The sequence below is a fragment of the Lysobacter sp. Soil_C_15 genome, from assembly GCF_057657315.1.
Map to the genome: position 1 here is coordinate 341,939 of NZ_JBDGIR010000004.1, position 15,986 is coordinate 357,924.

Sequence of the window (15,986 nt, forward strand, 5' to 3'; positions counted from 1 at the left end):
CACAAGCCGGCCAAGGCCGTTCCCAGATGCGTCGCCCGAAGACAGGAGCGGCGTTCCACGGGGATTTCCTCCGGTCACAAGCCGCGACCGCGCCAGCGAACCCACTGCGCCAGCCCGCCCGCAGGCGCCTCCACGTTCATGTCCGAATCCGGCGAGTCGGCGCCCTGCCCCGGTGCTAGGCTGCCCCGCATGGACGCCACCCCCACTCCCGCGCCGGCCGCCTCCCTGCCGCATTGGCGCGTCTGCGAACAAGCCCGGCTGAGCCGCGACCCGCGTTTCGACGGCCTGTTCTTCACCGCGGTGACCAGCACCCGCATCTATTGCCGCCCGGTGTGTCCGGCGCCGGCGGCCAAGCGCGAGAACGTCGTGTACTACGGCCACGCCGCCGCGGCCGAAGCCGCCGGTTTCCGTCCCTGCCTGCGTTGCCGGCCGGAGCTGTCGCCCGGCGACGGCGCCTGGCGGCGCGGCGATGCCGCGGTCGCGCGCGCGCTGAAGCTGATCGACCAGGGCCTGCTGGCCGAACAACCCCTGGCCGAGCTCGCCGCGCGCGTCGGCGTGGGCGAACGCCAGTTGCGGCGATTGTTCGTCGACCGCCTGGGCGCGCCGCCGATCGGCGTGCACGGCACCCGTCGGCTGCTGTTCGCCAAGCAGTTGCTGACCGAAACCCGCTTGCCGATCACCGAGGTCGCGATGGCCGCCGGCTTCGGCAGCCTGCGCCGCTTCAACGCGACCTTCCAGGAGGCCTACCGGATGGCGCCGCGCGAGCTGCGCCGGCGGCCGAACGAAAGCCCCGACAGCAGCGGCGAAACCTTGAGCCTGCGCCTGGGCTACCGGCCGCCGTACGACTTCGCCGCGATGCTGGATTTCCTGCGCGGCCGCGCCCTGCCCGGGGTCGAACTGGTCGACGAGCACAGCTACAGCCGGGTGATCGGCCCGATCGAAGCGCCGGGCTGGCTGCGGGTCAGCGCCTGGCCGTCGCGCAAGGGCGAGCCCGAGCACGCGCTGCGCCTGGAACTGCACGGCCCGGCGCCAGCGCGGCTGCTCGACATCATCAACCGCTTGCGGCGCATGTTCGATCTCGATGCCGATCCGAACGCGATCGGCGCCGCGCTGTCGGTGGATCCACGCTTGAAAGCGCTGGTCGAACGGCGTCCCGGCCTGCGCCTGCCCAGCGGCTGGGACGGGTTCGAAATCGCGGTGCGCGCGATCCTCGGCCAGCAGGTCAGCGTCGCCGCCGCGCGCACCCTGGCCTCGCGCTTGGCGCAGCGTTACGGCCAGGCGCTGGCGAAACCGTTCGCGCCAGGACTGGAGCACCTGTTCCCGACGCCGGACGCCTTGGCCGATGCCGACCTGGTTGCGATCGGGGTGACCCGTGCGCGCGCCGACACCGTGCGCACGGTCGCCCGCGCCTTGCTCGACGGCCGGGTCGATTTCCGCGCCGAACGCACCCTGGACGATTTCGTCGCGCGCTGGGTCGCCCTGCCCGGCATCGGCCCGTGGACCGCGCATTACGTCGCCCTGCGCGCGCTCGGCCATCCCGACGCCTTTCCGGCCGACGACCTGGTGCTGCAGAAGGCCGTGCCGGAGGACGGCGTGCGCATGACCGCCAAGGCGCTCAACGCGCGCGCCGAAGCCTGGCGGCCGTGGCGCGCCTACGCGGTGATCCAGGTGTGGCGCGACAGCATGCCGGTGCCGGCGGCCAAGCCCGCCGCGGCGGCGAAGCCCGCGCCGAGGCGCCGTCGCGTCGCCGCCGACTGCGCCGCCGATACCGGATCGGCGCGCAGCGAGGGCGCGGCGGCATGATCACCTACCAGAGCATCGACAGTCCGGTCGGCGCGCTGTTGCTGGCCAGCGCCGCCGACGGTTTGCGCCTGATCGAATTCGAGCACCCCTGGCATCCGTACAAGCGCGGCGCCGATTGGCGCGAAGGCGACGACGAAGTGCTGCAACGCGCGCGCGGCCAACTCGACGACTACTTCGCCGGCCGCCTGCGCGAGTTCGACCTGCCGCTGGCGCCGCACGGCACCGCGTTCCAGTTGCAGTGCTGGCGCACCCTGGCGCAGATCCCCTGGGGCGAAACCTGGAGCTATGCGCAGATGGCGCAGCGCATCGGCCGGCCGACCGCGACCCGCGCGGTCGGCGCCGCCAACGGCCGCAACCCGCTGCCGATCGTGCTGCCCTGCCATCGCGTGATCGGCTCCGACGGCAGCCTGACCGGTTTCGGCGGCGGCCTGCCGACCAAGCAGTTCCTGCTGACCCTGGAAGGCGCGTTGCCGTCGGCCGAAGCGGTGCCGATCGGGGATTTGTTCGCGCCGCGTTGAGGTTTCGTGCGCAGGACGGATCCAGGTGTGCGCAAGCAAGGCAGAAGCAAACGCCAGAGCAAATCCCCCCTTTTTCAGGAGGGGAACAGCGCGACGGAGCGTCAGAGGCGAGAGTCCAAGCAGCACTGCTCTGCCTTTCCTCCCTTTGAAAAAGGGGGGCCAGGGGGATTTGCTGTTGCTGTTGCTGTTGCTGTTTCTGCTGTTGTTCTAGTTGTTGCTCCAGCTCTTGCCGACGCCGCCGCTATTCCCCCGCCACTCAATCCGCCATCAACAACCGCATCGCATCCGCATAATCCGCGGCGATCTCGTCGCGCTTGGGGTGTCGTCCGCCGGAGACGACCACCCGACCGCCGACTTCGACCGTGTCGATGACATTACGGTTGCCGCTGAACAACCAGCGGTCGACGCAGTCCTCGTCGCCGGCGCCGACCAGGATCGGCGCGTTCGGGTCCAGGCTCAGCCGGTCGCCGGCCAGGACTTCGGCGCCGAAACCGGTCGAGGCCGCCGCGCTGGCCGCCACTCCGCGCAGCAAGGTTTCGCCGACGCTGGCCGCCTGCGCCGCGTCGCCGCGGCCGACCGCGATGTTGCGCCGGCGGGTGATCAGGCGCTGGCCGTACTCCAGCCAGCGCAGTTCCTCGACCGGCGAGACCGAGATGTGCGAGTCCGAACCCACGCCCCAGGCGCCGCCGGCGTCGAGGTAGTCGCGCAGCGGGAACAGGCCGTCGCCGAGATTGGCCTCGGTGGTGGTGCAGATCGCCACGGTCGCGCCGCTGTCGGCGATGCCGCGCACTTCGCTCTCGTCCAGATGGGTGGCGTGGACCAGGGTCCAGCGCTCATCGACGTCGGCGTTGTCGAGCAGCCAGCGCACCGGGCGCGCGCCGCGCAATGCCACGCAATCCTCGACCTCGGCGGTCTGTTCGGCGATATGGATGTGCACGCGGCTGTCGCCGGGGATCGCCGCCAGCACCTCGCGCATCGGTCCCGGCGGCACTGCGCGCAGGCTGTGCAGGCAGCAGCCGACGCGCAGCATGTCGTGGCTGTGAGCGCGCAACTTTTCAAGCAATCGCAAATAGGAATCGACGTCATGGCCGAACCGGCGCTGGCGTTCGCTGAGCGGGCGCTCGTCGAATCCACCTGTCATGTACAACACCGGCAGCAGGGTCATTCGAATGCCTACTTCCGCCGCGGCACTGATCAACGACCATGACATCGCGTCCGCGACTGCAGCCAAGCGATGGCCTTCGGGTGGACGGTGCAGATAGTGGAACTCGCACACGCTGGTGTAGCCGGCCTCCAGCATCTCCACATACAACTGGCAGGCGACCGCGTACAGCGTTTCGGGCGTGAACCGCTCCGCGAAGCGGTACATGGTCTCGCGCCAGGTCCAGAAGCTGTCGGCCGGGTGGGTCTGGCGTTCGGCCATGCCGGCCATGGCGCGCTGGAAGGCGTGCGAATGCAGGTTGGCGATGCCCGGCACGCGGCGGCGCAGCAGGGTACCGGCGGGTACCGCCGCGGGGCGCCGCCAGCCGGCCGGGGTCCAATCGATGTAGGGAGGGGGCATGGTCATGCGCGCATTCTCGCCTGCACGCGGCCGCGACGCGACCGCCGGCCGGGTCACGGCCGGCGCCAGCGGCTAAAATCCCGCCATGACCGACCTGCCCCCCCGCTCCGACGGCGCCCTGTACGACGGCCTCGTGCTCGGCGCCACCCTGGCCACCCTCGACCGCGACCGCGGCTACGGCGAGATCGCCGACGCCGCGCTGGCCTGGCGCGACGGCCGCCTGGCCTATGTCGGCGCGCGCGACGGCCTGCCCGGCGCGCCGCAGGCGCTGGCCGCCAAGGTGATCCAGGCCAGCGGCTGGATCACCCCCGGCCTGATCGACTGCCACACCCACCTGGTGTTCGCCGGCGACCGCGCGCGCGAATTCGAGCTGCGCCTGCAGGGCGCCAGCTACGAGGAGATCGCCCGCGCCGGCGGCGGCATCGTCTCCAGCGTGCGCGCCACCCGCGAGGCCAGCGACGGCGAACTGCTGCGCCAGTCGCTGCCGCGCGCGCGCGCCCTGCTCGAGGACGGCGCCACCACCGTGGAGATCAAGTCCGGCTACGGCCTGGACCTGGAGAACGAGCGCAAGATGCTGCGCACCGCGCGCGCGATCGGCCGCGAGCTCGGCCTCGGGGTGCGCACCACCTACCTCGCCGCGCACGCCCTGCCGCCGGAGTACGCCGGCCGCGGCGACGACTACATCGACGCGGTCTGCGCCTGGATGCCGCGCCTGCACGAGGAAGGCCTGATCGACGCGGTCGACGCGTTCTGCGAAGGCATCGGCTTCTCGCCGGCGCAGACCCGGCGCGTGTTCGAGGCCGCGCGCGGGCTCGGCCTGCCGGTCAAGCTGCACGCCGACCAGCTCAGCGACCTCGGCGGCGGCGGCCTGGCCGCCGCGTTCGACGGCCTGTCGGCCGATCACGTCGAACACACCTCGCTGGACAGCGTGCGGGCGATGGCCGAGCGCGGCACGGTCGCGGTGCTGTTGCCGGGCGCGTTCCATGTATTGCGCGAAACCAAGCTGCCGCCGCTGGACGCGTTCCGCGACCACGGTGTGGCGATGGCGGTGGCCACCGACTGCAACCCCGGCACCTCGCCGCTGCTGTCGCTGCGCCAGGCGATGCAACTGGCCTGCACCCATTTCCGCCTGACCCCGGAAGAGGCCCTGCGCGGCGCCACCGTGCACGCCGCGCGCGCGCTCGGCTACGCCGACCGCGGCGTGTTGCGGGTCGGCGCGCGGGCCGATTTCGTGCAATGGGACATCCGCCACCCGGCCGAGCTGTGCTACTGGCTCGGCGGCCGGCTGGCACGGCGCGTCTACGCCGGCGGCTTGCAGGTGGCCGGCGACGCCTGAGGCGCGGGCGAGCGCATCGGCGGCCGCCGGCGCGGCGCAAACGCGACCGTCCTGCGGCCGTATCTGCACCGGCATCCGCCGCACCGCATCGCTGCGCCGCGGCAACCCCTCGCTGCGGCTTGTTGTACGCTCAGTCCTCCCGCGCGCCGCGGCGCGCAGCTCATCGGAGGATCCGTGCGGATCGCCGCTCTCGCCTTAGCCCTTGCCCTGTCCTGTCCGGCCGCGCAGGCCGACGAACCGCTAAGCGCCGGCCAGCGCTTCGCCCAGGACGCGACCATCGTCGACACCCATATCGACGCGCCCAGCCTGCTGCTGCGCCATTGGGCCGACCTCGGCGTGGATACGCCGAAAGTCGAGTTCGATTACCCGCGCGCGCGCCAGGGCGGACTGGACGTGGCCTTCATGTCGATCTACACCTCGCCCGGCGAGGATCGCGCCGGCAGCGCGACCCAGACCGCGCACACCCAGATCGACGCGGTCGAGGCGATGATCGGCCGCCACCCGGACCGGTTCGCCCTGCTGCGCTCGCCGGCCGATTTCGAACGCCTGCATGCACACGGCCAGCGCGTGCTGTTGGCCCTGGGCATGGAAAACGGCGCGCCGATCGGCGACGACCTGGCCCGGCTGGCGCAGTTCCACGCCCGCGGCGTGCGCTACATCACCCTCGCCCACAGCGAGGACAACCGGATCAGCGATTCGTCCTACAGCACCAAGCGCACCTGGCAGGGACTGAGCCCGTTCGGCGAAAAGGTCGTCGACGAAATGAACCGGCTCGGCATCATGGTCGACGTCTCGCATCTGTCCGACGACGCGGTGCGCGACGTGCTCGCGCGCAGCAAGGCGCCGGTGATCGCCAGCCATTCCGGACTGCGCCATTTCACCCCGGGCTTCGAGCGCAACCTCAGCGACGAACTGGCCAAGGCGGTCGCGGCCAAGGGCGGCGTGGTCCAGATCGTGTTCGGCAACGCCTTCGTCGACCCGGCCTCGGCCGCCGACACCCAGGCCTATTTCGTCGACAGCGCCAAGTTCGAGCGCGAACAGGCCGCTGCGCGCGAGCGCGGCGAACCGGTGCGCAGCCAGGCCGATTACGACGCCGCCTGGGAAAAGGCCCACCCGCCGCGCAAGGTGCCGATCGACGCCGTGCTCGACCAGATCGATTACGCAGTGAAGCTGCTCGGCGCCGACCACGTCGGCATCGGCTCGGACTTCGACGGCGTGTCCGGCGCGCTGCCCGAAGGCCTCAAATCGGTCGCCGACTATCCCAACCTGATCGAAGGCCTGAAGCGCCGCGGCCATTCCGACGACACCGTGCGCAAGATCCTCGGCGGCAATCTGCTGCGGGTGTGGCGCGCGGTCGAAGCCCAGGCGGCGGCTCGATGAGCGCCTCCGCGGCCGGCCCGGAGTTCGACCTGCTCGAAGCCAACCCCGGCGGTTCGCCCGACGGCCACCTGCGCTTCCAGGACGAACACGGCGAGGAGTACCTGGAACCGTTCGACCTGGTCCAGACCCTGGCCGAGGTGCTGGCCGACGGCGGCCATCGCACGCACGTCTACGACAACGGCTGGATCGAGATCGGCGACGACGGGCTGTTCGCGTTCCCGCAGTTGGTGGAATTCACCGAGCTCGACAACGGCGTCGTCCGTACCGCCAGCACCATCCAATGCAACCACCCGCGCTGCTTCCCGCAGGGCCTGTTCGAGTACCAGCACGCCACCGGCGAGGGCTTCGACGACGCCGTGCGGCGCGGTTTCGGCCAATGGGCGCGCACCGACCTGATCGCCCTGCTCGATGCGACGCGGGTCGAACCGGAAGCCTGCATGAGCATGCGCATGGACTTCGATGGCGAGGACGGCGCGCAAGCGCGGCAGCGGCGGGTTGTGTTCGGGCCGGTGGCGCACTTCGGCCAGGCGCCGGCCGAGCAGGCCGCGAGTGCGGACGCGGGCGAGGACGCGGAAGCCTGCGGGCACGGCTATTGCCCCTGCTGTCTTTTCACCCAGTCGCTGGACGCGTTCGGTCCGCTGCTGCAGGCCGAGGGCGTGTTCGCGCTGCGCCTGTTCGCCTCGCGCGATCACCGCGACGGCGAATGCCAGGCCGATTGCCGAGTCAACGGCGAAGACTGGTCGCCGGGCCTGGACGGCCTGAACGCCTATGCCGCGACCTGGCCGAGCGCGGCCGGGCAAGGGCTGGAATTCCGCAAGCAGTACGTGATCGTGCAGGACGCCCCGGCCTGACTCCCGAATTCCGAGTCCCGAATCCCGAGTCCCGAATCCCGAGTCCCGAGTCCCGAAAAGAAAAGCCCGGCTCGCGCCGGGCTTTTCTTCCGCACATCCGCCGAATCAGAAGCTGGCGCGGATGCCGATGCTGTACTGCTTGGCGTGCTCGCCGAACTCGGCTTCGCCGACGATGCCCCAGGTCTGGTTGAACTTGACCAGGGCGCCGAGGGTGCCGCTGAACTCGCTGTCGTACATGTCGCCGTCGGTGTAGTTCAGCTTGGCCCAGCCTTCGAAGTTCTTGGCCAGGTTGCCGCGCAGACCGACCGAACCGCGGAAGTCGTCGCCGTCGATCTCGTCCTGCAGCAGGCTGGAATCGAGTTCGGTGCGGATGTAGCTCAGCTCGCCGACCCAGTCGACGCGCTCGGACAGGGTGTGGTGGTAGCCCACGCCGATCTTGAGCTGGTCGGCATCGACGTCGATGTCGCCCAGGGCGATATTGTTGAAACGCACGCCGACGTTGTCGTCTTCGCCCTTGCGGTAGCTGCCGAACGCGTAGAACGGCGCTTCGCCGAACGCGACCGAGCCATCGATGTAGCCGCCGTCGGCCTTCGGATCCTGCACGCTCAGACCCGGGGTCAGGCTGCGCACTTCGTACTGCTGCACCGAGTAGCCGGCTTCGATGTGGGTGTAGCTCAGACCTTCCGCAGCGGCGGCGGTCGACGCCAGGGCCAGGGCCAGGCCCAGCGCGAGTTGCTTCTTCATAAATCCCCTTGTTCCTTGATTGGCGATGAAGTTCCCATCCTCGGGAACGGCGCGCATCTTAATGAAAAAATTACATCCTGTCTGCGTGTATCGCGCCGCACACCCGCAGAACCGCGAGCGCAAAAACAAAAGCCCCGCTGGCGCGGGGCTTTGTTGCGAGCGTGCGGGCCGCAAGGCCCGGCAGGCCGGCTTATTCCTTGGCGGCCTTCTTCGCCACGACCTTCTTGGCCGGCGCCTTGGCCGCGCTCTTGGCGGTCTTCTTCGCCGCCGGCGCCGCGGCGGTGCCGGCGGCCTTGGTCACGGCCTTGCGGGCGTTGCCGTAGCTGGAGTTGTAGCGCTTGCCCTTGGCGGTCTTGCGGTCGCCCTTACCCATGGTCGTGCTCCTAATTAAGACGTTGTGCGTTGGATCGAATGGTGTTCGCGCTGGCGGCAGGCGGGGCCGCCGGGCAGGTCCGCAGGACCGGTGCCGGCGCCACACGGCGCGCGCGAGGCTGCGAAGCCTAGCACAAGCGTCGGTTCCAGGCCCGCGGCGGGCTCAATGGGCGCAGTGGGCGTCGTGGACGTGAACGTGGTTCAGTCGCAGATTGGCCAGGTGCGCCAGCCCGACCAGGGTGCCGCCGAGGGTCATCACCACCGCGTGCGGCAGCAGCGAGTGGTGCAGCGGCGGGTACAGCAGGCCCAGCCACAGCACCAGCACGCCGGGCAGCAGCAGCACCAGGGCGCGTACGGCGCGATGGCGGCGATAGCCCCAGGCGACGCTGAAACTGCCGAGCAGGGTGGCGAAGATCACGAACGCCAGTTCGAAGCGGCCGTCGAACCAGCCGGCCACGCCCAGCGACGGCAGCAGCGCGATCGCCAGCGGCAGCAGGGCGCAGTGCACGGCGCACAGCAGCGAGCCGAAGGCGCCGATGCGGTCGATCAGGCTGCGGGGACGCAGGTCGGACATGGATTACGGATCGGTAATGATGACTTTTGGGGGAGGGGACAACTCGCGCTGTTATAATATAACATTGCGACCTGTCGCTTCCAGCACTTTACCTGAACCCATGCCCCGACGTCCCCTTCCGCGGCTGCTGCCGCTCGCCCTGGCCCTGCAACTGGCTGTTCCATCGATCGCCCAGGCCCAGGAGGCCGGCACTGCGCCGACCGACCATCACCAGCCCACCGACCTGAGCCGGATCGAGGTCAAGGCCACGCCGCTGCCGGGTACCGCCGAAGAGCTGACCCGTCCGGTCGACGTGCTGGCCGGCGAACAGCTCGACCGCGCCAAGGCCAACTCGCTCGGCGAAACCGTGGCCAAGCTGCCGGGCGTGCAGAGCTCGTACTTCGGCCCCGGCGTCGGCCGGCCGATCGTGCGCGGCTTCGACGGCGCGCGGGTGCAGGTGCTCAGCGACGGCCTGGGCTCCGGCGACGTGTCCACGGTCAGCGTCGACCACGCGGTCAGCATCGAGCCCTTCCTCGCCGATCAGATCGAAGTACTGAAGGGTCCGGCTACCCTGCTCTACGGCAGCGGCGCGATCGGCGGCGCGGTCAACGTCATCGACGGCCGCATCCCCGAGCGCGCCACCGAGCAGCCCTTGCAGGGCCGCGCCGAACTGCGCGGCGGCACGGTCAACGACGAGAAGACCGGCATGGTCCGCCTCGACGGCACCTCGGCCTCCGGCCACGTCGTGTTCCACTTCGACGCCCTGCACCGCGAGACCGGCGACTACGACATTCCCGGCTATGCCGAAAGCGCGGCCCACCGCGCCGAAGCCGGCGAGGAAGCCGACCCGGCCGAGCGCGGCGTGCTGCGCAACAGCGCGGTGCGCACCGATGCCGGCGCGCTCGGCATTTCCTGGGTCGGCGAACGCGGCTTCCTCGGCGCCAGCTACAGCCTGTTCAACACCCGCTACGGCGTGCCCGGCCACGAGCACGAGCACGGCGACGACGGCCACGACCACGGCGGCGACGCCGAAGGCGCAGAGGGCCCGGTGCAGATCGAGATGGACCAGCGCCGCACCGAAGTGCGCGGCGGCCTCAACGAGGTCGGCCCGTTCGCCTCGATCCGGGCCAAGCTGGCGCGCACCGAATACACCCACACCGAGTACGAAGGCGCCGAGGTCGGCACCGTGTTCGACAACACCAGCACCGAGGGCCGGCTGGAACTGGTGCACCGTCCCTGGGGCGGTTGGAACGGCGCGTTCGGCCTGCAGTTCGCCAAGCGCGATTTCCGCGCGATCGGCGAGGAGGCCTTCGTACCGCCGTCGCAGTCGCGCGACGGCGGACTGTTCTGGATCGGCGAGCGCGAGTTCGGCCCGGTCAAGCTGGAACTGGGCGCGCGCCACGACCGCAACAAGATCGACGTCGCCGAAGACGCGATCGGCGCCGACCGCGACTTCGACACCACCAGCCTGTCGGCCTCGGCGCGCTGGAACCTGAGCGAGGACTTCCATCTGTCCTTCGGCCTGGACCGCGCGCAGCGTTCGCCGACCGCCGAAGAGCTGTACTCCAACGGCTTGCACGTGGCGACCGCGAGCATCGAACTGGGCAGTCCGAACCTGGACGTGGAGACCGCCAATCGCGCCGAAATCGGTCTGCACTGGCACAACGGCCCGCTCAAGCTGAGCGCTTCGCTGTACCACGTGCGCTACAACGACTTCATTTACCTGGCCGACACCGGCGTGGAAGAGCACGACGGTCCGGTGCGGCTGTGGACCCAGGGCGATGCGCGCTTCAGCGGCGCCGAAGCCGAGGCCGACTGGACCTTCCTCGACAACGACACCGGCACCTGGGGCCTGCGTGTGTTCGGCGACGTGGTGCGCGGCAAGCTCGACGGCCGCGGCACGCGCGAGGTCGCGTTCGCGGTGCCGCATGGCGATCACAGCCACGACTACACCGCCGACCTGGCGCAGAGCGGCAACCTGCCGCGCATCGCGCCGTGGCGCCTGGGCGGCGAACTGCGCTGGGCGCGCGGCCCGCTGCGCGCCTCGCTGGGCGCGGTGCGTTACGCGCGCCAGGACCGGGTCGCCGAGTTCGAGAGCGAAACGCCGGGCTACACCCTGGTCGATGCGCACCTCGCCTGGCACGCCGACACCGCCGCCGGCAACGCCTGGGAAGTGTTCCTCGACGGCAGCAACCTGCTCGACAAGGAAGCGCGCGCGCACACATCCTTCCTCAAGGACGTGGCGCCGCTGCCCGGCCGCGGGGTCGCGTTCGGGGTGCGGATGTTCTTCTGACCGCCGCCGGCCTGGAACGGGCGGCCTGGCGCCGCCCGCCTTCCTGCCCGGCCCTGTCCCGCCGGCGCTGCGATCGGCCCCGCCCGCTCTCCGCGCCCCGCGTATCCCGCTCCAGGGACGCGTCGCAAACGCCGGCTCGCGCCGGCGTTTGCGTCCGCCGCCCAATTAGTTGTATATACAAGTAATGATCGCCCCCGTGCTCCCCCCCGCTGCGAGCGTCTGCACCTGTTTCCGCATGCGCAAGCTGTCTCGGCTGATGAGCCAGCGCTACGACCAGGCGCTGGCGCCGGCCGGGCTCAACCTGAACCAGTATTCGATCCTGCGCCGCGTCGGCGGCCAGGGCCGGCCGATGGGCGATATCGCCCGTGAACTGGGCATGGACCGCAGCACCCTCAGCCGCGACCTCAAGCCGCTGGTCGAGGCCGGCTGGATCGAATCGGTGCCGGGCGAGGACGCGCGCCAACGCCGCCTGCGCCTGACCGCGTCCGGCCGCCGCACGATCGAACGCGCGCAGCCGCTGTGGCGCATGGCCCAGGACGAAATCGACCGCGGCCTCGGCGCCGACGGCGTCGCCGCCCTGCACGCGCAACTGGACCGCGCGATCGCGCAGTTGCAGGGCGAGGCTCCATGAATGCCGCTGGCGCCGCGCCTGTGGCGTTCGCCTCCTATCGCCATCCCCGCGAAAGCGGGGATCCAGGGCTTCATCGCGACGCGGCTCCGAAGTTCGTGGATGCCCGGCTGCGCCGAAGCGAAAGCGCAATCCAACGTCGCGGGAGTCGATTCCGCGGGAGTCGTCCGACCCGGCAGGCGCAGCGACTCGTAGCGACCGACCGCACCACGCCAGCGTCTCTGCCTACCGTCATCCCCGCGCAGGCGGGGATCCAGGGCTTGAGCTCGACATCGCTTCCCGCTGCGCGAACGCTCGAGCCGCCGCCAGCCCCCTTCCCCGCCGTTCGTAACCGAGCGCCCTCATGACCTCCACGCCCCACGCCAAGCCCGCGTCCTACTGGCCGTTGCTGCTCGCCGCCACGGCGATGCTGATGATCACCATGGGCATCCGCCAATCGCAGGGCCTGCTGGTCAAACCGATCGGCCACAGCACCGGCCTGGGCATCGCCGAAATCAGCTTCGCCCTGGCGATCGGCCAGTTCGTCTGGGGCGCGGTGCAGCCGATGTTCGGCGCGCTGGCCGACCAGCGCGGCCCCGGCCGGGTGCTGGTGTTCGGCGGCGTGCTGCTGATCGCCGGCATGGGCCTGACCCCGTTCGTGTCCTCGCAATGGGGCCTGCTGATGACCCTGGGCGTGCTCGGCGCGGCCGGTGCGGGCGCGGGCAGCTTCTCGATCCTGATCGGCGCCACCGCGCAGCGCATTCCTGCGGAAAAGCGCTCGATGGCCTCGGGCGTGATCAACGCCGGCGGCTCGATGGGCCAGTTCGTGTTCGCGCCGCTGGTGCAGGCGGTGATCGCCGCCGCCGGCTGGATGGCGGCGATGTGGACCCTGGCCGCGGCCGCGGTGGCGACCCTGCCTCTGGCCTGGCCGCTGCGCCGGCGCGAATCGCCGGCACCGGCGACGGCGAACGCGGCGCCGGCCGGCATCGGCCTGGGCGAGCAGTTGCGCATCGCCGCTTGCGAGCCGAGCTACTGGATGCTGCACTTGGGCTTCTTCACCTGCGGCTTCCACATCGCCTTCCTGGTCACCCACCTGCCCGGCGAGATCGCGCTGTGCGGCTTGTCCGATAACGTCTCGGCGGCGGCGCTGGGTCTGATCGGCCTGTTCAACGTCGCCGGCAGCCTCGCCGCCGGCTGGCTCGGCCAGCGCTACCGCATGAAGTACCTGTTGGCGGGCATGTACGCCAGCCGCGCCGCGCTGATCGCGATCTATCTGATCTCGCCGCCGACGCCGCTGACCTTCTACCTGTTCGCCGCCGGCCTGGGCGTGACCTGGCTGGCCACGGTGCCGCCGACCGCCGGCCTGGTCGGCAAACTGTTCGGCCCGCGCTACCTGGGCACGCTGTTCGGCCTGACCCTGCTCTCGCACCAGATCGGCGGCTTCTTCGGCGCCTGGCTCGGCGGGCTGGCGATGGCGAAATTCGGCGACTACACCTGGATGTGGTACGCCGACATCGTCCTGGCGCTGCTGGCCGCGGCGGCGAACCTGCCGATCCGCGAAGCCAGGCCGGCGCTGGACGGACTGGCTACGGCAAAAGCGTAGTCGCCTGCGTCAGCGTCGCGTTTCCCCCTTTGAAAAGGGGGCTTAGGGGGATTGGCCGCTGCTTCGCTCATCGTCGAAAGCAAAAAAAGCAAATCCCCGCGCCAGCCGGATCCATCCGACCTCGGACGACGCAAGGCGCAGCCCCTTCGTCAAAGGGGGCAGGTTTCCACCGGCCTACGAAGAAACCTGAATTTCTTCGACTCGACTCGCCACGCCACGCCACGCCAAAAGAGCAACCAATGCAGTCCCCCCTTTGAAAAGGGGGGCTAGGGGATTTGCTTTTTGCTTCGGCTGTCTGTGCGCAACACCGCGCGCCAGCCGTCGCGCGTCTTACCCCTGCGCCGCTTTCGCCTGTACGCAGTCCGCGCACATGCCGTGCACTTCCAGGGTCTGCGCCTGCGGCACGAAGCCCAGCGCGCGCGCGCGGGCTTCCAGCAGGTCGACGATGCGCTCGTCTTCCAACTCGGTCGCCGACTGGCAGTTGTCGCAGATCAGGAACGGCACCGCGTGCTGGGCGCCGCCCGGGTGGTGGCAGCCGACGAAGGCGTTGATCGAGGCCAGCTTGTGGATGAAGCCGTGCTCGAGCAAAAAATCCAGCGCGCGGTAGATGGTCGGCGGCGCCGCGGCGTCGTGGGTCGCCTTCATCCGGTCGAGCAGATCGTAGGCCTTCATCGGCCGGCCGGCGTCGGCGATCAGGCGCAGCGCATGAGCGCGGATCGGGGTCAGCCGCAGGCCGCGCTGCTCGCAGGCCCGTTCGACCTCGTGCACGAAGGCGTCGCCGTCGTGGACGTGGTGCTGGGGATCGGTGCAGGCGGTGTGGGTGCTCATGGCGGACTCCGTGGCGCGGCGCGCGCCGGATCGATTCGGCCTATGCCGCAATCTTAGTGAGGGCGGCGTCGATGCGTTGCAAGGCCTGCTCGCGCCCGGCCAGGTAGACCGTGTGCGAGATGTCCGGGCTGACCTGGGTGCCGGTGATCGCCACCCGCATCGGCTGGGCGATCTTGCCCATGCCCAGGCCCAGCGCCTCGGCGGTCTCGTGCAGGGCCGCCGCCACGCTTTCCGCGCTCCACGCCGCCAGCGCGGCCAGGCGCGCGCGCGCCTCGCTCAGCGGCGCCTGCGCGGCCGCGGTCAGGTGCTTGGCCACCGCCGCATCGTCGTACTGCTGCAGCGGCCGGTACCAGACCGCCGCGCGTTCGGCCATGTCCTTCAGGGTCTGCACCCGGTCGCGCAGCGCGACCACCACGTCGGCCGCGGCCGGGCCGGCGGCCAGGTCGTAGCCCTGCTGCTGCAGGTGCCACTCCAGGTGCTTGCCGACCTCGGCCGGATCGTCGCTCTTGAGGTACTGCTGGTTGAGCCAGCCCAGCTTGGCCGGGTCCAGGCGCGAGGCCTTGGAGTTGACGTCCTCGAGCTGGAACAGCCGGATCATCTCCTCGATCGAGAAGATTTCCTGGTCGCCGTGCGACCAGCCCAGGCGGACCAGGTAGTTGAGCAGCGCATGCGGCAGATAGCCGGCGTCGCGGTACTGCATCACGTCGGCCGCGCCGGTGCGCTTGGACAGCTTGTTGCCTTCCTCGTCGAGGATCATCGGCAGGTGCGAGAAATGCGGCACCGGCGCGCCCAGCGCCCGGTAGATGTTGATCTGGCGCGGGGTGTTGTTGACGTGGTCGTCGCCGCGCACCACGTCGGTGATGCCCATGTCCCAGTCGTCGACGACCACGGCGAAGTTGTAGGTCGGGTAGCCGTCGGCGCGGAAGATCACCAGATCGTCGAGTTCGTCGTTGGCGATCTCGATCCGGCCCTTGACCTTGTCGTCGAACGCGACCGTGCCCTCGAGCGGGTTCTTGAACCGGATCACCCGGTTCGGGTCGTCGCGGTAAGGCTCGTTGCGGTCGCGGTAGGCGCCGCTGTAGCGAGGCTTCTCCTTCGCCGCCATCGCCGCGTCGCGCGCGGCGGCCAGTTCTTCCTTGGTCTCGTAGGCGTAGTAGGCGGTGCCGGCGGCGACCATCTGCTCGGCCACCTCGCGGTAACGCGCCAGGCGATGGGTCTGGTAGATCGGGCCCTCGTCGTAGCCCAGGCCCAGCCAGTCCATCGCCTCCAGAATCGCGTCGATCGCGGCCTGGGTGCTGCGCTCCTGGTCGGTGTCCTCGATGCGCAGGATGAACTGCCCGCCCGCGCGGCGCGCTTCCAGCCAGCAATACAGCGCGGTGCGCGCGCCGCCGATGTGCAGATAGCCGGTGGGACTGGGGGCGAAACGGGTGCGGGTCATGCGGGGGCTCGGGCGGATCCGGGAAGACCGGCTATTTTAGCGGATGGGCGCGGCCGGGGCCGTCGGGGCCGCCGGAACCGGCCCCGGGAGGTCCGCGGC

Annotated in this window: 14 protein-coding genes; 8 read left to right on the forward strand and 6 right to left on the reverse strand. The window is 70.3% G+C overall.

Annotation, left to right across the window (positions count from 1 at the left end):
- Positions 1-189 precede the first annotated feature (189 nt).
- Both AC3A57_RS11965 and AC3A57_RS11970 read left to right on the forward strand, forming a co-directional pair.
- Positions 190-1,803, forward strand: coding sequence for a DNA-3-methyladenine glycosylase 2 family protein (locus tag AC3A57_RS11965; protein ID WP_487579130.1), 1,614 nt, complete (start codon positions 190-192; stop codon positions 1,801-1,803).
- The gene (locus AC3A57_RS11970; RefSeq protein WP_487579131.1) at positions 1,800-2,321 is read left to right on the forward strand and encodes a methylated-DNA--[protein]-cysteine S-methyltransferase; all 522 of its coding nucleotides are present in this window, start codon (positions 1,800-1,802) and stop codon (positions 2,319-2,321) included. The genes AC3A57_RS11965 and AC3A57_RS11970 overlap by 4 nt, the downstream gene beginning before the upstream one ends.
- A gap of 256 nt (positions 2,322-2,577) precedes the next feature.
- Here the strand turns inward: AC3A57_RS11970 and AC3A57_RS11975 are convergent, their stop codons facing one another.
- The gene (locus AC3A57_RS11975; RefSeq protein ID WP_487579132.1) at positions 2,578-3,888 is read right to left on the reverse strand and encodes a formimidoylglutamate deiminase; all 1,311 of its coding nucleotides are present in this window, start codon (positions 3,886-3,888) and stop codon (positions 2,578-2,580) included.
- 79 nt (positions 3,889-3,967) lie between these two features.
- Between AC3A57_RS11975 and hutI the strand changes: the two genes are divergently transcribed.
- From hutI to AC3A57_RS11990, 3 genes are all read left to right on the forward strand, one after another.
- Complete coding sequence (gene hutI / locus AC3A57_RS11980; RefSeq protein ID WP_487579133.1) at positions 3,968-5,218, forward strand: imidazolonepropionase; 1,251 nt, start codon at positions 3,968-3,970, stop codon at positions 5,216-5,218.
- Between the two features lie 174 nt (positions 5,219-5,392).
- Positions 5,393-6,598 carry a dipeptidase gene (locus tag AC3A57_RS11985; RefSeq protein ID WP_487579134.1) on the forward strand — a complete coding sequence of 402 codons (1,206 nt, stop codon included), beginning with the start codon at positions 5,393-5,395 and terminating at the stop codon, positions 6,596-6,598.
- A complete protein-coding gene (locus AC3A57_RS11990; protein ID WP_487579135.1) occupies positions 6,595-7,449 on the forward strand; it encodes a DUF6348 family protein in 855 nt (284 codons plus the stop codon). The genes AC3A57_RS11985 and AC3A57_RS11990 overlap by 4 nt, the downstream gene beginning before the upstream one ends.
- Before the next feature lie 105 nt (positions 7,450-7,554).
- On the opposite strand, the gene AC3A57_RS11995 is transcribed toward AC3A57_RS11990, so the two are convergent.
- The 3 genes from AC3A57_RS11995 to AC3A57_RS12005 form a co-directional block, all read right to left on the reverse strand.
- A complete protein-coding gene (locus AC3A57_RS11995; RefSeq protein WP_221671674.1) occupies positions 7,555-8,193 on the reverse strand; it encodes a hypothetical protein in 639 nt (212 codons plus the stop codon).
- 190 nt (positions 8,194-8,383) lie between these two features.
- Positions 8,384-8,566: a 30S ribosomal protein THX gene (locus AC3A57_RS12000; protein WP_487579136.1), complete on the reverse strand. Its 183-nt coding sequence runs from the start codon at positions 8,564-8,566 to the stop codon at positions 8,384-8,386.
- Between the two features lie 162 nt (positions 8,567-8,728).
- Positions 8,729-9,139: a MerC domain-containing protein gene (locus tag AC3A57_RS12005; RefSeq protein ID WP_221671672.1), complete on the reverse strand. Its 411-nt coding sequence runs from the start codon at positions 9,137-9,139 to the stop codon at positions 8,729-8,731.
- A 100-nt stretch (positions 9,140-9,239) separates the two neighbouring features.
- Between AC3A57_RS12005 and AC3A57_RS12010 the strand changes: the two genes are divergently transcribed.
- From AC3A57_RS12010 to AC3A57_RS12020, 3 genes are all read left to right on the forward strand, one after another.
- A complete protein-coding gene (locus AC3A57_RS12010; protein ID WP_487579137.1) occupies positions 9,240-11,411 on the forward strand; it encodes a TonB-dependent receptor in 2,172 nt (723 codons plus the stop codon).
- 235 nt (positions 11,412-11,646) lie between these two features.
- On the forward strand, positions 11,647-12,042 hold the full coding sequence (locus AC3A57_RS12015; RefSeq protein ID WP_487579138.1) for a MarR family winged helix-turn-helix transcriptional regulator: 396 nt from the start codon (positions 11,647-11,649) through the stop codon (positions 12,040-12,042).
- A 340-nt stretch (positions 12,043-12,382) separates the two neighbouring features.
- Positions 12,383-13,621, forward strand: a complete 1,239-nt coding sequence (locus AC3A57_RS12020; protein WP_487579139.1) for an MFS transporter — start codon at positions 12,383-12,385, stop codon at positions 13,619-13,621.
- A 330-nt stretch (positions 13,622-13,951) separates the two neighbouring features.
- Here AC3A57_RS12020 and AC3A57_RS12025 read toward each other — a convergent pair whose 3' ends face one another.
- Positions 13,952-14,449: a transcriptional repressor gene (locus tag AC3A57_RS12025; RefSeq protein WP_221671668.1), complete on the reverse strand. Its 498-nt coding sequence runs from the start codon at positions 14,447-14,449 to the stop codon at positions 13,952-13,954.
- Positions 14,450-14,489: 40 nt separating this feature from the next.
- Entirely contained in the window at positions 14,490-15,887 is a 1,398-nt protein-coding gene (gltX, locus tag AC3A57_RS12030; protein ID WP_487579140.1) for a glutamate--tRNA ligase, read from the reverse strand.
- Positions 15,888-15,986 lie beyond the last annotated feature (99 nt).

Bases quoted from the DNA above. Each gene is read 5' to 3' on its own strand.
- AC3A57_RS12025 (WP_221671668.1), bottom strand. From the start codon at position 14,449: ATGAGCACCCACACCGCCTGCACCGATCCCCAGCACCACGTCCACGAC.
- hutI (WP_487579133.1), top strand. From the start codon at position 3,968: ATGACCGACCTGCCCCCCCGCTCCGACGGCGCCCTGTACGACGGCCTC.
- AC3A57_RS12020 (WP_487579139.1), top strand. From the start codon at position 12,383: ATGACCTCCACGCCCCACGCCAAGCCCGCGTCCTACTGGCCGTTGCTG.
- gltX (WP_487579140.1), bottom strand. From the start codon at position 15,887: ATGACCCGCACCCGTTTCGCCCCCAGTCCCACCGGCTATCTGCACATC.
- AC3A57_RS12000 (WP_487579136.1), bottom strand. From the start codon at position 8,566: ATGGGTAAGGGCGACCGCAAGACCGCCAAGGGCAAGCGCTACAACTCC.
- AC3A57_RS11995 (WP_221671674.1), bottom strand. From the start codon at position 8,193: ATGAAGAAGCAACTCGCGCTGGGCCTGGCCCTGGCCCTGGCGTCGACC.
- AC3A57_RS11975 (WP_487579132.1), bottom strand. From the start codon at position 3,888: ATGACCATGCCCCCTCCCTACATCGATTGGACCCCGGCCGGCTGGCGG.
- AC3A57_RS12010 (WP_487579137.1), top strand. From the start codon at position 9,240: ATGCCCCGACGTCCCCTTCCGCGGCTGCTGCCGCTCGCCCTGGCCCTG.
- AC3A57_RS12005 (WP_221671672.1), bottom strand. From the start codon at position 9,139: ATGTCCGACCTGCGTCCCCGCAGCCTGATCGACCGCATCGGCGCCTTC.
- AC3A57_RS12015 (WP_487579138.1), top strand. From the start codon at position 11,647: ATGCGCAAGCTGTCTCGGCTGATGAGCCAGCGCTACGACCAGGCGCTG.
- AC3A57_RS11970 (WP_487579131.1), top strand. From the start codon at position 1,800: ATGATCACCTACCAGAGCATCGACAGTCCGGTCGGCGCGCTGTTGCTG.
- AC3A57_RS11965 (WP_487579130.1), top strand. From the start codon at position 190: ATGGACGCCACCCCCACTCCCGCGCCGGCCGCCTCCCTGCCGCATTGG.
- AC3A57_RS11990 (WP_487579135.1), top strand. From the start codon at position 6,595: ATGAGCGCCTCCGCGGCCGGCCCGGAGTTCGACCTGCTCGAAGCCAAC.